General features: G+C 50.4%; 13 protein-coding genes. 1 reads left to right on the forward strand and 12 read right to left on the reverse strand.

All coding sequences use genetic code 11. The features are described 5' to 3' along the window. Positions 1–142: 142 nt before the first annotated feature. The 9 genes from panF to A3K86_RS09605 all read right to left on the reverse strand — a co-directional run bounded on the left by panF (position 143) and on the right by A3K86_RS09605 (position 10,662). A complete protein-coding gene (gene panF / locus A3K86_RS09565) occupies positions 143–1,600 on the reverse strand; it encodes a sodium/pantothenate symporter (protein WP_068330679.1) in 1,458 nt (485 codons plus the stop codon). Further along, complete coding sequence (locus A3K86_RS09570) at positions 1,593–1,871, reverse strand: YhdT family protein (RefSeq protein ID WP_068330680.1); 279 nt, start codon at positions 1,869–1,871, stop codon at positions 1,593–1,595. The genes panF and A3K86_RS09570 overlap by 8 nt, the downstream gene beginning before the upstream one ends. A 206-nt stretch (positions 1,872–2,077) precedes the next feature. Continuing rightward, a complete protein-coding gene (accC, locus tag A3K86_RS09575) occupies positions 2,078–3,421 on the reverse strand; it encodes an acetyl-CoA carboxylase biotin carboxylase subunit (RefSeq protein WP_068330681.1) in 1,344 nt (447 codons plus the stop codon). 12 nt (positions 3,422–3,433) lie between these two features. Next, entirely contained in the window at positions 3,434–3,898 is a 465-nt protein-coding gene (accB, locus tag A3K86_RS09580; RefSeq protein WP_068330682.1) for an acetyl-CoA carboxylase biotin carboxyl carrier protein, read from the reverse strand. A 21-nt stretch (positions 3,899–3,919) separates the two neighbouring features. Further along, entirely contained in the window at positions 3,920–4,375 is a 456-nt protein-coding gene (gene aroQ, locus A3K86_RS09585) for a type II 3-dehydroquinate dehydratase (RefSeq protein WP_068330683.1), read from the reverse strand. Between the two features lie 345 nt (positions 4,376–4,720). Further along, on the reverse strand, positions 4,721–5,626 hold the full coding sequence (locus tag A3K86_RS09590; RefSeq protein ID WP_068330684.1) for a DMT family transporter: 906 nt from the start codon (positions 5,624–5,626) through the stop codon (positions 4,721–4,723). Between the two features lie 218 nt (positions 5,627–5,844). Next, positions 5,845–7,794: an acetate--CoA ligase gene (gene acs / locus A3K86_RS09595; protein WP_068330685.1), complete on the reverse strand. Its 1,950-nt coding sequence runs from the start codon at positions 7,792–7,794 to the stop codon at positions 5,845–5,847. 264 nt (positions 7,795–8,058) lie between these two features. Beyond that, positions 8,059–8,682 carry a 3'-5' exonuclease gene (locus A3K86_RS09600; RefSeq protein ID WP_068330686.1) on the reverse strand — a complete coding sequence of 208 codons (624 nt, stop codon included), beginning with the start codon at positions 8,680–8,682 and terminating at the stop codon, positions 8,059–8,061. Between the two features lie 12 nt (positions 8,683–8,694). Further along, entirely contained in the window at positions 8,695–10,662 is a 1,968-nt protein-coding gene (locus tag A3K86_RS09605; RefSeq protein WP_068330687.1) for a putative nucleotidyltransferase substrate binding domain-containing protein, read from the reverse strand. Between the two features lie 328 nt (positions 10,663–10,990). Here A3K86_RS09605 and A3K86_RS09610 point away from each other — a divergent pair, with 328 nt between their 5' ends. Continuing rightward, entirely contained in the window at positions 10,991–12,154 is a 1,164-nt protein-coding gene (locus tag A3K86_RS09610) for a 3-phenylpropionate MFS transporter (protein WP_068330688.1), read from the forward strand. Positions 12,155–12,256: 102 nt separating this feature from the next. Here the strand turns inward: A3K86_RS09610 and flhA are convergent, their stop codons facing one another. Genes flhA through fliR form a run of 3 tightly spaced genes read right to left on the reverse strand, consistent with a single transcriptional unit; the run spans position 12,257 to position 16,275 of the window. Beyond that, entirely contained in the window at positions 12,257–14,356 is a 2,100-nt protein-coding gene (gene flhA / locus A3K86_RS09615; RefSeq protein WP_068330689.1) for a flagellar biosynthesis protein FlhA, read from the reverse strand. A 15-nt stretch (positions 14,357–14,371) separates the two neighbouring features. Further along, positions 14,372–15,499, reverse strand: coding sequence for a flagellar biosynthesis protein FlhB (flhB, locus tag A3K86_RS09620; RefSeq protein WP_068330690.1), 1,128 nt, complete (start codon positions 15,497–15,499; stop codon positions 14,372–14,374). Beyond that, complete coding sequence (gene fliR, locus A3K86_RS09625) at positions 15,496–16,275, reverse strand: flagellar biosynthetic protein FliR (protein WP_068330691.1); 780 nt, start codon at positions 16,273–16,275, stop codon at positions 15,496–15,498. The genes flhB and fliR overlap by 4 nt, the downstream gene beginning before the upstream one ends. Positions 16,276–16,278: the final 3 nt, after the last annotated feature.

Genomic DNA, 16,278 nt, shown 5'->3' on the forward strand with positions numbered 1-16,278 from the left:
TTACTGCGTTGATGGTCGTGAATCGCGATGAAATCATCGGACTTTGCTTTCAACGTCGTGTAATGGTCTTTATGTTAGCGTTCAAAAAAAGATAGCACCCGAAGGTGCTATCTGGTGTTGAAATGGCAAATATGCGCTGAAATTAGCTTTGTTGCGGCTCGGCAACCATCACGGGTTTAGCGAGGCTACCAGCTACAAATGCAACCAAACCTAGAGCGAGGGTTGGCACAATCGCGTGTACGCCGCCCATATCCGGTTTGATGATGGCTAAGCTGGCGTAAGTGGTTAAGCCCGTCAGCATCGATGCTAGCGCGCCCACAGCAGAGGCTTTTTTCCAGTACAGTCCGAGTACCAGTGGCCATAAGAACACCGCCTGCATCCCACCAAAGGCGAGCAAGTTGAGCCAAATGAGCATGTCAGGCGGATTGAGCGCCGCGACAAACACCAAGGCGGAGAAAATACCTGTTACCCATAGTGACAGCTTAGGCAGACGTTGCTCGGCATCATCACGCTCGGCAGCTTGCGGGTTGATGTAATTGAGGTACAAATCTTTAAGCAAAGTCGCGGAGGCTTGGATCAGCTGCGAGTCGATGGTCGACATGATGGCTGCCATTGGGCCTGCTAAGAAAATACCCGCAATGGTGGGCGGTAGTACTGTCATCATCAGGGTTGGCATGATCTGATCTGGGCTGGCGACATCCGGCACAATCGCGCGACCCAGTGCGCCAGCCAAGTGCATACCTAGCATTAAGAACGCCACCATCGCAGTGCTGATCACCATCCCTTTGTGTAGTGAGCCGCTGTCTTTGTACGACATACAGCGCACTGCGGCATGCGGTAAGCCGATCACCCCGAAACACACCAAGATCCAAAAGCTAAGCATGAAAGGTTGGCTTAAAAAGTTATCCGGGCCATAAGGGCTAATGAGTGCAGGATCGATATGATGAAGCTCGGTGACCAGTTCACCAAGGCTGCCGCCAGCGTGGACAATCCCGACCAACAGCGCAATCGTACCTATGATCATCATGACGCCTTGAATGGTGTCAGTCATCACCACAGCGCGGAAACCACCAATGGTGGTGTAGAGACCAACGGTAATGGCAAATAGCATCAAGCCTTGTTGGTAGGTTAGCCCTGTCATGGTTTGCAACAGACGAGCACCGCCAACAAACTGCACCACCATAGTGCCGAAGAAAGCGAGCAATAGTGCTAGTGAGGCAAAGATCACCACCCCACGGTGTTTGTAGCGAGCATACAGGATGTCGTTGAGGGTAAGGGCGTTATGGCGGCGCGCTTCGATAGCGAATTTTTTACCAAGGACGCCAAGGGTTAGCCAAGCGGCAGGAAGTTGGATCATCGCTAGTAATACCCAGCCCAACCCCATTTTGTAGGCCGCTCCCGGGCCGCCTATAAAAGTACTGGCACTGGCATAGGTCGCTGCCAAGGTCATGGCAAGCACAAACCCACCCATGCTGCGGTTACCCAAAAGGTATTCGTTTAAGAACCCTTTGCCGGTATGGCGTTTTTGTTTGGCAAACCAAGCGACGGTAAATACGGCGAGCAGGTAGATCACCAAAGGAATTAATAATTGATTATTCATGGTGGGATGAACTCTCTACCTCGAGGGACATATCTTGATAAACGAATTTCACCATCAGCCAACACAGCAGGGTGAATACGATAGGGCCAAGGATACAAGCGAGTAAGAACCACAGCGGTAGCCCGAAATAGAGCTCAGGCAGAGTGGTGTCTACGGTTGGGGCAAAGGCATAAGCCGAAATGTACCACCAGACAAAATAGGCCAGTGCTAAGCCCACGGCCCATTTGGCTTCGCGATGCGCTTGGCGATAGCGGGCAGCTAGGGTTTTCATGGGATGTCTCCACGTAATTTTAAAGAGGGGTTTGCGCCACCAATGGACTCATAGGCAGTCGGTGTGAGGTGAATCGCAAAGGTGCGCTATTGTGGCAATATTACCTATCTGATGCAAAACCCTGTTGTGGCACAAGATTTTGCATCTAACGGGCAAGAACAAAAAAGGCTACCAAAAGGTAGCCTTTTCAATGAAGTAGCTAGGAATTATTGCAGACCTAGCTTCTTCTCTAGGTAGTGGATGTTAGCACCACCGTGCTGGAAGTTTTCATCGTTCATGATCACTTCTTGCAGCGGAACGTTTGTTTTGATGCCTTCTACCACTAGCTCATCAAGTGCATTCTTCATGCGAGCGATGGCTACGTCACGGTTCTCACCGAAAGTGATCAGCTTACCGATCATTGAATCGTAGTGAGGCGGTACTGTGTAGCCCGAGTAGATGTGTGATTCCCAACGCACACCCATGCCGCCTGGCGCGTGGAAACGCTCGATCTTGCCTGGGCAAGGTAGGAAGCGCTCTGGGTCTTCAGCATTGATACGACACTCGATCGCGTGACCGCTGATCTTGATGTCATCTTGAGTGAACGATAGTGGTTGACCAGCAGCAACACGTAGCTGCTCTTTGATCAGATCCACACCAGTAACCATTTCTGTTACTGGGTGTTCAACCTGAATACGGGTGTTCATTTCAATGAAGTAGAACTCGCCGTTTTCGTATAGGAATTCGAAGGTACCTGCACCACGGTAGCCGATTTCAACACAGGCACGGGTACAACGTTCACCGATGTACTTACGCATTTCAGCTGTGATGCCTGGTGCTGGCGCTTCTTCCACAACTTTCTGGTGACGACGCTGCATTGAACAGTCACGCTCACCAAGGTGGATAGCACCGCCTTGACCGTCAGCAATAACCTGAACTTCAACGTGACGAGGGTTTTCTAGGAATTTCTCCATGTAAACCATGTCGTTGTTGAAGGCTGCTTTTGCTTCCGCACGGGTCATTGCGATGGCTTCGATCAGCTCTTTCTCAGAACGTACAACACGCATACCACGACCGCCGCCGCCACCAGAGGCTTTGATGATCACTGGGTAGCCGATACGTTTTGCGAACGATTTGTTTCTCGCTTCGTCGTTGTCTAGCGGGCCGTCAGAACCCGGTACACAAGGTACGCCAGCTTTTTTCATTGCGTTGATCGCTGACACTTTGTCACCCATCATGCGGATGGTTTCCGCTTTCGGGCCTACAAAGATAAAGCCAGAGCGTTCAACTTGCTCAGCAAAATCAGCGTTTTCAGATAGGAAGCCGTAACCTGGGTGGATTGCCACTGCACCTGTGATTTCCGCCGCGCTGATGATGCGAGGGATGTTTAGGTAGCTTTCGGTACCTTTAGCAGGACCGATACAGATGGTTTCGTCAGCAAGCAGTACGTGTTTTAGGTCACGATCAGCCGTTGAGTGAACAGCGACCGTTTTGATACCTAGCTCTTTACAAGCTCGCAGAATACGTAGTGCGATTTCACCACGGTTCGCGATTACTAATTTATCTAACATAGTAGGCCTCGGTTACTCGATGATAACTAGAGGCTGATCGAACTCAACAGCATCGCCGTCTTCAGCAAGGATAGCAACCACAGTACCTGCTTTGTCAGCTTGGATTTGGTTCATCATCTTCATTGCTTCAACGATACATAGGGTGTCACCTACGTTTACTGATTGGCCAACTTCAACGAATGCTTTCGCGTCAGGACTTGGTGCACGGTAGAAAGAACCAACCATTGGAGAAAGGACTTTGTGACCTGCAGGCTCAGCTGGAGCAGCCGGTGCCGCTGCTGGTGCTTCTGCTACTGGCGCTGCCACAGGAGCGGGTGCCGCTACAGGTGCTGCCGCAAACTGTTGAATTGGCGCTACGTTTGTTGCTGGAGCGTTACGGCTGATGCGTACTGACTCTTCACCTTCAGAGATTTCTAGCTCAGCAATACCCGACTCTTCTACCAACTCAATCAGTTTTTTGATTTTACGAATATCCATTTATCTTTCTCTTATCTTTGTTCAGTTAGCGTTCTGATGCAGGCGGCGAACCGCAGCATTCAGGGCGAATTCATAACCGTCAGCACCTAAGCCACAAATCACCCCGACTGCCTTATCTGACAGGTAAGAGTGATGGCGGAAAGGTTCCCGTGCATGGACATTGGATAAATGCACTTCGATGAACGGGATCGCAACCCCTAGTAACGCATCGCGTATCGCGACACTGGTATGGGTAAATGCGGCTGGGTTGATAATGATGAAATCCACTGTGCCATGGGCTTGGTGGATGGCATCGATCAATTCATGTTCGGCATTCGATTGGATGTGCTCGAGGCTAACACCCATTTCGTCTGCTTTGGCAGTGAGTTCCTTTACAATGTGATCCAAGGTTTGCTGACCGTAATGGCCAGGTTCGCGTAGACCTAATAAATTCAGGTTAGGTCCGTTAATCAGTAAAATGCGCTTAACGGTCGACATCTTGGGGTTAATTCACTTATTTTTGAGGTTTTACTCTAACAACGTGCACAAACGTGTTTCGTTGCTTCCTTGTGCTCTCAATGAAACTGCCAAACTGTGTTTGTGGTGCAATTATAGAGAATTCAGCGCAATTAGCAGCAAAATACTGGTCTAATCACTGCAAAATATAAACATGCCGTCATTGAGTTGTAAATATTCCCTGTCATGCAAATTTTTCGCGTCGCAGGATTTTCCAATCAGTAACGGGGTTAGCTCTATGATAGCGCATGGGAATTATGGGGTGAGCAGCGCTGCCTGATCGTGAACAGACAGCGCAGCGCTGAGGCAGGATAATCTAACTGGTGGCTATTTACTGCGCACTAGAGCACGGATTGAAGGTAATTTGTTCAGCTTGGCGACGATAATGCCAATGAACAGTGGTGCGAGCAGTTGCAGCGATAAAGGTGACAAATGGTTGTTGTTGATCCCTGCATCTAAACACAAGGCGACCACTGGGAAGATCAGAAAGCACAGCGAGGCATTGAAAGGTGAAGTCACCTGATTCAAACGAAAATATGCCACGATGCCGCCAACACTGGCAATCAGCCCTAAATACATCACCGCTTGTAGGGAATGGCTTTCCATCGCGTGCCAATTGGGTTGCTCTACCACAATACCCACCACTAATAGCAAGAGTGCCGCAATGGCGGATGGTACGGCGTTATATGTCAGAACATGGATCCCTTGGCCATATTTTTGAGTGAAGACATACATCACCGCATGAATTGCCACGGCAGCAATCAATGCCACCATACCTGCATAACCATTATTGCTGCCGATCTCTAATTCATTGCTCAATATTAGGCACAAGCTGCTCACTGCTACGCCTAAACCGATCAGCTGATGAAGCGATAAACGTAGCCCTAAACTGATCATTGAAACGGCCAGTACCGCCAGTGGCATATTGGCAAAGATGATGGATGCGAGCCCGGATGAAATGTATTGCTCGCCAACGATCATTAAGGTGAAGGGAATGGCGAAGTAGAACACAGCCACGGCTAACATGAAGCCCCGTTTTTCGCGTGGAAACAACAAAGGCACATTCGCCAGTTTGGCGAGTAATAAAATGCATGGCGCTGAAATTAAGAAGCGTAAGCCAGTAGCAACGATAGGTGGCACACTCTCGACGGCGATTTCCATGGCCATCCAAGTGGTACCCCAGATGGTACACACAGCGGTAAAGAGCCCCGCTGTCATTAATTTATCCTTCATGTTAACAACCTGTAAGCGAACTGTATGAGCGCCATTGTATTAGGTTTGCTATAAAACCTTTTTTCTAATGTTGGGCTAAATTGACAGGTTGTGAGAATAATTTTCTCAAGGGTGTGCTTTTGGGGGTAAATATTTATCCTGCTGTGACCAAATAAGAAAAACCAGACTTTAGTCTGGTTTTTCTTTGCTTTAAGTCTGTTAGGTAAGTCAGGGGGGAATTACATGATCTTTTGTTTCTCTTCGATCAGTTTATCTACCACGCTTGGATCGGCTAAGGTCGAAGTATCGCCCAAGGTGCCAGTATCGCCGGTGGCGATCTTACGCAAGATACGACGCATGATTTTACCTGAGCGGGTTTTCGGTAACGCATCGGTCCAGTGTAAGAAGTCAGGGGTGGCAATTGGACCAATTTCTTTACGTACCCATTCTTTCACCTCTTTGTGCAGTTCAGCGCTTGGCACTTCACCGTCATTGAGAGTGATGTAAGCATAAATGGCTTGTCCTTTGATATCGTGCGGCACGCCGACAATCGCTGCTTCGGCAATCTTGTCAAACGCCACTAGCGCTGATTCAATTTCTGCGGTTCCCATTCGGTGACCCGAGATATTTAATACATCGTCAACACGGCCAGTGATCCAGTAATAGCCGTCTTCATCGCGACGCGCTCCATCCCCCGTGAAGTACATGCCTTGGAAGGTCGAGAAGTAGGTTTGTTCGAAGCGCTCATGATCGCCCCATAGAGTGCGCATCTGTCCTGGCCATGAGTCGATCATCACCAAGTTGCCTTCGGTTGCGCCGTCTAAAATGTTGCCCATGTTATCGACCAGTGCTGGCTGTACGCCAAAGAATGGGCGGGTAGCTGAGCCTGGTTTTAGCGCGGTTGCCCCTGGTAGTGGAGTGATCAAGATCCCGCCGGTTTCGGTTTGCCACCAAGTATCGACAATCGGGCAGCGGCTATCGCCAATGGTGCGGTGATACCATTCCCACGCTTCGGGGTTGATAGGCTCACCTACCGAGCCCATGATACGCAGGCTAGAGCGAGAAGTGCCGCTGATGGCTTCATCGCCTTTGGCCATTAAGGCACGAATGGCGGTTGGTGCGGTGTAGAGGATGCTGACTTGGTGCTTATCGACCACTTCACTCATGCGGCTGGTATTGGGGTAATTCGGCACCCCTTCAAATAACAAGGTGGTCGCGCCGTTGGCCAGGGGACCATAAACCAAGTAGCTGTGACCTGTGATCCAACCGACATCGGCAGTACACCAATAAATATCGCCTTCTTGGTAATCGAATACATATTTAAAGGTCATGGTGGCGTACACCAAATAGCCGCCAGTGGTGTGGAGAACCCCTTTAGGTTTACCCGTTGAGCCTGAGGTATAGAGAATGAACAGCGGATCTTCGGCGCTCATTTCTTCAGGCTCGCAATTTTCGGATGCGACTGCGGTGGCTTCGTGCCACCACACATCGCGCTCGCTGTCCCATTCCACAGCGCTACCCGTGCGCTTGAGTACCATCACTTTTTCGACGCTGGTGACTTCGTCGTTAGCGATAGCATCATCAACATTTTTCTTCAGTGGGACAGCGCGACCTGCGCGGATCCCTTCATCGGCTGTTACCACCACTTTGGCGTTGGAATCGACAATACGTCCTGCGAGAGCTTCCGGTGAGAAGCCACCAAATACGATAGTGTGGACGGCACCAATTCGGGTACATGCCAGCATAGCGACAGCGGCTTCCGCGACCATCGGCATGTATAAACACACCACATCGCCTTTGCGTACCCCTTGGCTTTTCAGGGCGTTAGCAAATTTACATACTTCTTGGTGCAGTTCGTTGTAGGTGAGGGTGGCATCATCGCTTGGGTCATCGCCTTCCCAAATAATTGCAGGTTGATCGCCGCGAGTCGCAAGGTGGCGGTCAAGGCAGTTGGCTGAGACATTTAAGGTGCCGTCTTCAAACCATTTCACGCTGACGTGACCAGTATCGAAAGAGGTATTTTTGACTTGAGAGAAAGGTTTGATCCAATCAACGATTTGGCCATGTTCACGCCAAAATCCATCTGGGTTGATCACCGACTGTTGGTACATTTCACGGTATTTATCATCGGTAATATGGGCATTGTCAGCAATTGCTTGATTAACAGGGTAAACGTGAACCTCACTCATCCTTTTCTCCTTGTGTTTCCCTTCATCGCCTTTCTGGGCGGGGATATTCTTGTCGGTGCCAGACCTTGGTTATTGCGCTTTCACTGTAGGACGTGACAGCTTGTTGGTTATGTTTCTACGTTGTTTTGCTTGCATACTAACTTGGTGCAGATTCGGTATTGTCACAATTAGACTTTAGGATGAGAGAGCGGGATCAATATAAATAACAGCGGTTTACATTGCTGTTTCATCATAAAGAGTGAACTGTAAATATGCGGGCGAGCGCTATGACGAAGTGAGCATGGGCATATCTCCGTGTTTGAGACGGACGTAGATCAGGGCGGCGGCGATGGCATCTTGCAGCGCATCGTGGCGCTCAGGGACGGGTAAGCCTAGGTGATGACTGATAGCTTCGAGGCTGAGATCGTAATAGGCGTTGGGCAGTAGGCGCTCTAATCGTTGGTGATAGAGGTGGCTGACTTCGATGAGTCGGTTGGGCAGGGCAAAGGCAAAATGACGTTGGAAGTAACGATCTAAAATCGTTTTATCGTAACGAATATGGTAGCCGACTAAAGGACGATTACCGATAAAAGCGAGTAATTGGGTGAGTGCTTGCTTAGCCTCTAGCCCTTGCTGTAAGTCTTGGTGGCGAATACGGTGCACCGTGACCGAGCGACTGTCTAAACTGGCTGGCGGCTGCAACGTTAAATGCAGTGATTGGCTCGTGAGGATGCGATTGGCTTTGATCCGGGTGGCGGCAATGGTCACCAACTCGGCGCTGTGAGGGTCAAGGCTGGTGGTTTCACAATCGAGTGAGACCAGTTCGTCCCCTTGGTAGCGCTCGAATAGCGCATGATAAGGGCTGTGTTTGAATTGGTGCTGATACCAGAGGCGTTGCAATAGGTTCATGGTTAGCTCCCCTTAATCGCGAATTTGGTAGCGATAGCCAAGCCATTCTTTAAATTTTTTCACCACGTGAAGGCTATGACGGAGCAAGTCTCGCTCAACACGCGCTAACTGACTGATGTCGATGTGATGGTGCAAGCCATCATGGGCTTGGCTGAGTTGTTGTTGCAGACGAAGCTTGATGAAAAGTTTGAGTGCTTCGCTGAGATTATCGGCGGTGGACTGCTCCAATACGCGTTGATTGGCTAAGGCTTGCAGGCGCGTAAAGGTATTGGTGGCGCTGATGTGGTGCTCAAGTGCTAATGCGCGCACCCCATGCACGATTGGAAAAATGCCCCCTTGCTTGATGTTGAGCCCTTGTTTGCTGGCTTTGAGGTTACCAAACAGGGTGAGAGGGACACTAAATTGCAACGCTGGGCGCGTAAAGGTGGTGAGCAGAACTTCATGTTCACTCAAATGCTGGTGGATACGTTCAAGCAGTGGGGTAAGCAAAGATTTTTGCCCGGCAACGGCGTGACTATCGGCTAATATCGCCAGTTCCATCAAGCTTTGTGGATCGCCTTGCTCGCACAATTGGTCGATGCGTTTGAGCCAATCGTGCTGTGATTGCACCCAGTGAGGGTTATTTACCATTACTTTGCCGGGGCAGAGCGGGTAGCCTAGCTGCTGCAAGGTGTGAGTGAGTTGCTGCATGATGGCATGGCATTGCGACCAACTGGTGTGGTGGGGATCATGTTCAGTGGTATTACTATTATCCGAGTTATTGTTAAAACTCAGGGCGGTATCGTTGGCAATGATCAGTGCGTTGTCTTGATCGGTTTTTAAGATTTGTTCTCCTCGTCCTTCTGAGCCCATCACCATGAAACAAAAGTGAGGCTGTAAGTGAGTGGGTACTATCAGCTGGAACGCCTTTTCAATAATTTGTTCGTTGACGGTGGCGATCAGCTCCATCACAAACAAGGTACGGATCCCGTTGTTAAATAAAGTCTCGACCAAGGTTTGCTGACTATTGGCGGCAAGGGCGAGTTCGTCGATGGTTTGGGCGCGGGCGATCCGCAGCGTGAGAACATGCGAGTGGGTGGAAAACAAACTCAGCACTTGGGTGAGATCTAGCATCCCGACCACTTGCTGGTGCTCGCCTTGCTGCTGAAACACCAACACCCGTTTGACCTTGTGGCGGGTCATCGCCAGCATGGCGTTAAATAAATAGTCCCCTTTTTCTATGCTGATCACAGGGGCGGTCGCAATGGTGGCAACCGATGTGTGATTGTCGTGTCCATCGAGCATGATGGCGTGGAGTAAATCGGTGCGAGTTACTATCCCGTATTGCGGATTTACTGCCCGCAAAGTTTGTTCGTGGTGTGGCGTGGTAGCAGAGTTGGGGATTTCTTCTTGCGTTCTGTTTGGCATCGCCACGAATGCCGCATCGATGTTTTGCTGCTGCATTTGCTTGGTTACACTCAAGAGTGACGCTGTTGCCGGGACTAACAGGCAGGGTTGGATATTGTCATCGTCGATTTTGGTGAGGATGAATTCGGCCAAGTTTTGCTGTTGTTGCGCCTCTTCCAGCAAGGCTTGGCGGGTGGTGAGGTTGGTATCGAAGTAAGCGGCAAATTGTGGGTTTGCTTGGTAGCTGTCGACAAACCACTGGCGCGGCAGGCTATAACAAAGGGTATCTTCCCGGGCGGTAAAGCTATGTTCGCTGATGCCTTTGAGTTGAGCGCTGACATCGAACAAGTCGTCATTGGCATAATGAGCATAGGTGTGGGGTTCATCGTGATGAGGGATATTGGAATTTGAATCGCTGTGCTCTTCGATATTGCCCTTGATGATGATGTACAGCTGTTGGCAATCGCTACCTGCATTGATCACGGTTTCCCCGGCCCGAAAGTACACGATATCGAGCGACTGACTAAGACGCTGCTGCTCGGCATCGCTTAAGCGGTCAAACGGTGGCAACCTAGTATCAAATTGTTGTGGCATCCTCGCCTCCCTTTCCTTTAGCCCTGCCTTTCATCATCGCGACATCATTTGCTATGTGGTGACTATTTTTTCTATTGTCGGCTTGGACAGTGAAAGAGGCTAGGCGACTTTAGTCTAGCTTGGTTTCGGGGCAGTATGCTTATGAGGTGTAACTGGTTTTGGGTGTTGCGCTTAGGGTACGGATATACTTATTGATAAGTTTAATTAGAATAATAAGTTAGCTTTTTATTGGTAATAAATGCGGAAGAAAATGGGCTGCAACTTTTCACCCATAATGAAGGCTGGCTTGGGTATAATGCCCGCTCATTTTCGTGCATTAGGATGTCGCATGTTTCGTAGTAGTCCATATGGCTGGACCTCACAGTACCTGTTTGGTTTCTTCTTCAGTTATGGTGTTTATCTCCCATTTTGGGGACTGTGGTTTGCTCACTTAGGGGTGAGTGCCTCGAATATTGGTTTGCTGATCGGATTAGGATTGGCGGTGCGTTGTTTTGCCAACTTGGTATTAACGCCGCGCATTCATAAGGTGGAGCATCTGCTACCTGCCTTGCGTTGGTTGACGCTGGCGGCTTTGGTGAGTTGTATCATTTATATTTTCTGCGGTGGCAGCTTGTGGGCGTTAACAGCGGTAACTGTGCTGTTTAACCTTGCCGCTGGTCCTGTGATCCCAATTTCAGATGCACTTGCCAACCACTATGCCAACGATGGTCACTTAGACTATGGTCGTACCCGTTTATGGGGCTCGATTGCCTTTATCGGTGGCTCGACGCTGGTGGGGGTATTCGCGGCGAAATACGGCGCGGATGTGATCCCTTGGGTCGCTATTGCTGGCTTAGCTTTGGCCTTACTGTTCTCGGTGCGTAAACCAACCATCGAGCCTCAAGCGCACGAAGCGAGCGCTCAAGCGCGTCCGAAATTGGGCGAGATCCTGCGCGATAGCATGGTGGTACGCTTGTTGGTGATCACCGCATTATTGCAAGGTAGTCACGCGGCGTATTACAGCTTCAGTGCTATTTACTGGAATGATATCGGTTACAGTGAAGATGTGATTGGCTACCTGTGGAGTTTCAGTGTGGTCGCTGAAATCGCGGTGTTTGCGATGAGTAAGCGCTTATTCGTCAATTGGAGTGTCGCGGGCATGTTCCGTTTAGCGGCTGTCGGGGTCTTAGTGCGTTGGGGCTTAACGGCTTCGATGACAGAATTGCCTTTCTTGGTCATGGCCCAAGCGTTACACGGGGTGACGTTTGCAGCGGCGCACTTGGCGGCGATCCGTTATATCCAACAATCACCGAGTAACCAGATGGTTGCATTACAAGCCTTGTATAATGCTCTGCCTCTTGGGGCCTTTATGGCGCTAATGACAGCCGTGAGTGGCTGGTTGTACGGCGTGGTGGGATCATCGTTATTTTGGATCATGGCAGCGATGGCTGTGCCGGTGCTGTTTATGCAGATTGAAAAGAAAACATCTGCTCAGGTGGTTAATCAACCGTAGTGATTCACTTGCGGTGATGAAACCCGGCAATAAAAAACGGAGCGCAATGCTCCGTTTTTTTATGACTCGAGTTCAGTGTTTAATGCTGAGTATCGAGTTAGGTTAGCCCATGTTTCCGACTACTGATACGTTGCGGTCATCTGGAATTTCGTTGAATGACAACACATGCAAGCCTCGCGCACAGATACGAGCATAACGTGCCAATAATGGGCGAAGCTGCGGCATCACCAACAAGATTGGTGTGCAGTTATTCAGGCGCATGTTATCCAACACTTCCGGTAGGCTGCGCTGCAATTGCTCAATCACTGTAGGCTCAAGGGCAAAACCATCGAGCTGAACATGTCCGCCCGCTTGCGCTTGGCTAAGCGCGTTCACCAGCATGTTTTCGAGCTCGGCCGATAAGGTGATAGCTGGAATATCGGCTTGGGTGCCAACCAAGTTACCTAAAATGACGCGGCGTAGCATACAACGCACGTCCGCAGCCAGTAGGATTGGGTCTTTCGACAGCTCAGCCGATTCCACTAACGAGTTCGCAATCGTCACGATATCCGACAGCGAGACCCCATCAACGGTGAGTTGGCGGAAAACACGTAGCAGTTGTTGCTGGCTCAGCTTCTGTTGCAGATCGTCAGCTAGTTTGCTGTTCAAACCGGCAAGGCGATCCATGACGCTGGTCACTTCTTCTGGGCTCAACACTTCTTCGATACAGTCGTTGATCACCTTACTGATGTGGGTCGAGATAATGGTCGCGTGGTCTACCACGGTGTAGCCTAAGTTGACGGCTTTATCTTTGTCGTGAGGTTTAATCCAAACCGCTTCCATGTTGTAAGCCGGATCACGGGTCATGATGCCGTCGACACTTCCGTAAACTTGGCCAGGATTGATTGCCAGTAGGCAATCCATTTCCACTTCCGCTTCGCAAATGGTCGCGCCGCGAATGGCAATTTTGTAGTGGTTCGCTTCAAGCGCTAAGTCGTCACGGACATGAATTTGCGGCACCACAAAGCCACGGTGTTCGGTCAGGGTTTTACGAATACCCAACAGACGGTTGAGCAGTTCTGCACCTTGCTTGCGGTCGATCAGACTTACTAAACGGTAGCCGACATTCAAGCTAATGGCGTGCACCATTGGAATATCTTGTACCGCGAGTTCGCGTTGCTCACTTTGATCGTGTTGCTCGACGATTTCTTCGGCCCGTGCCAAATCTTCATCGTCGATTTCCGCAGGAGCTTCACGCATTTTCCAGCCAGCAAAGCCAACCACAGCTGCAAAACACAAGAACGCCATGTGTGGCATACCCGGGATCAGACCCAAGATCAGCATCAGGCCAGCCACCACGAACAAGGCGCGTGGTGAAGCCAGCATTTGTTTGCTGATTTGGTTTGCTAGGTCGTTGCTGTCGGTAACGCGGGTCACCACGATTGCCGCAGAGGTTGCTAGCAATAGTGATGGAATTTGGGCGACCAAGCCATCACCAATGGTTAGTAGGGCGAAGGTTTGGAAGGCATCAGAGAAGCTTAAGCCGTGTTGGAACACACCGATGCTGATACCACCAATGATGTTGATAAACAGGATCAACATCCCGGCAATGGCATCACCACGCACGAATTTCGACGCACCGTCCATCGAACCGTAGAAATCGGCTTCTTGGGCGACATCTTCACGGCGTTTCTTGGCTTGGTTGTGGTCAATAATACCAGCGTTTAAGTCGGCATCGATTGCCATCTGTTTACCCGGCATCGCATCCAAGGTAAAGCGGGCACTCACTTCCGAAATTCGTTCGCCACCTTTGGTTACCACCACGAAGTTGATGATCATCAAGATGACAAACACCACCATACCAACCACGTAGTTACCGCCGATCACGACGTCACCGAAGGCTTGGATCACCTTACCGGCGGCATCACCACCTTGGTGACCGTGGAGTAATACCACTCGGGTCGAGGCAACGTTTAGTGCTAGACGTAATAGGGTTGCGATCAGCAAGATACTCGGGAATACCGAGAAGTCGAGCGAGCGCTTGCTGTATACGCTGACCAGCATCACGAGCAGTGCCAATACGATATTGAAGGTGAACAGCATATCCAGTAGCACAGGTGGCACTGGTAGCATCACCATACCCAATATGGTCATTAGCAGGAGTGGGATCCCGAGTTGCCCTTGGCTTAGTTGGCGCAAGACGGGCGCGAGTTTCTGTTTCATGTCAGATTTGCCTCGTTAACGACGAAGTTCACGAGGGATCGAAATCCTCGGGAACTCTGGTTTACTGGATTGTCGCCCATGCTGATATTCTTTCATCTGGAAAACGAAAGTCAGAATGTGAGCCACAGCCACGTATAAAGGTGCTGGTACTTCTTGCCACTCATTGGTGGAGTAGTAAACAGCACGGGTCAGTGGTGGTACTTCCACCACCGGACATTCAAAGCGGCGCGCGACTTGCTGCATTTGCAGCGCCATTTGATCGACGCCTTTGGCGATCACAAACGGGGCGCCCGCTTTGGATAAATCGTATTTCAACGCTACCGCATAGTGGGTCGGGTTGGTGATCACCACGTCAGCTTGCGGAATAGTTTGGGTCAAGCTGCGTTGCGACATTTGGCGCTGCAATTGACGGATCCGCGCTTTGACTTCTGGGCGACCTTCGCTGTTTTTGCTCTCTTCCTTGACCTCTTGCTTGGTCATCTTGAGCTGCTTGGTGTAATCCCAACTGGAGTACGGCAGTTCTAGCACCGCAATAAACAGCAGCGCTAAGCCAAAGCTAAATAGCCCTAACCACAGAAAATCGACCGCTTGCAGCATGGCTTGCTCGAGTGATAAGCGCTGTAAGTTGACGATGTCGTTCAAGGTGTGGCGGATCAGCATCACCAAGGTCGCGACAATTAAGGTCACCTTGAGAATACTTTTTAGTAGCTCAACCAAAGATTTGGTCGAGAACATGCGCTTGACCCCAGAAATAGGGTTGAGCTTGGAAAACTTCGGTTGTGCCGCTTTCGACGACAGGTTCCAGCCGCCGCGCAGCAGATTGGCGAGGATAGTAACCACTACCAACAAACCCAGCATCGGCCCGATGGCCGCGACCATCAGCCATAGACTTTCGCTTAAATGGTTGAGCATCAGGTGGCTATCAAAAGCCGCCGCTTTGGGAAGCGCCATATTCAAGCGACTCACTTGGCGAAACATCTCAGCCAGAGTGCCACCAAAACTGGTGAGCAGTAGTGCGCTGCCCAAAATCATCATCGCCGTCACCAGCTCTTTGGAGCGCGGAAGGTTACCGTCTTCACGTGCCTTACGGAGTTTCTGCTGACTGGGCTGTTCCGTTTTGTCCTGACTACTGTCATTGCTCATGGCTGCACCTCCTCTAGCGTCAGCATCAGCGACAGGGTTTCACTGCATAAGCGAGTGAAATTCTCTGGGATCCCTGAGGTGGTGATCAGTAAGCAAATCAAACCCAATAACATGGTCATTGGGAAACCAAGGGCGAATACGTTTAGCTGTGGTGCGGCGCGGTTCATCATACCGAACGCTCCGTTCACCAATAACATGGCGCATACCGCTGGCAAAGACAGCAATAATGCTGCCGCCATCATCCAACCAAAACGCAGTACTATGGTGTGTAGCGCCGTTTGGCTGAGCCAGTCACCGACCGGCCAAATATTGAAACTTTGCACGAGCACATCGAGGGCCACTAAGTGACCGTCGAGAGCAAGAAATAGCAGCAGGGCGTACAGTTGGTAGTATTTACCAATAGCCGGAATGCTTACCCCGTTGATCGGGTCATTCATCATTGCCATCCCGAGACCCATCTGCATCGACAAGATTTGACCCATGGTGGTGAAGACGGCAAATAAGAGGTCGAGTAGTAGTGCCAGCATGGCACCAATGATCATTTGCTGCCCCGCCAGCAATAGAGCATCAATCGATAAGGGATCGACTTCAGGCATCGCTGGCATTAAAGGTGCTGCTAATACACTGATTATCAGGGCTAAGCCAACGCGGACGCGCGCTGGAATCTGGCTGCCACCAAAGATTGGCATCAGCATTAGGGCGGCGCTAATACGAAAAAACGGCCACCAAATTTGGCCGATTAGCGCGGTGAGTTGGGCGGCGGATAGCTCTAACACGGG

The organism is Photobacterium jeanii (genome assembly GCF_001650345.1).
GTDB lineage: Bacteria > Pseudomonadota > Gammaproteobacteria > Enterobacterales > Vibrionaceae > Photobacterium > Photobacterium jeanii.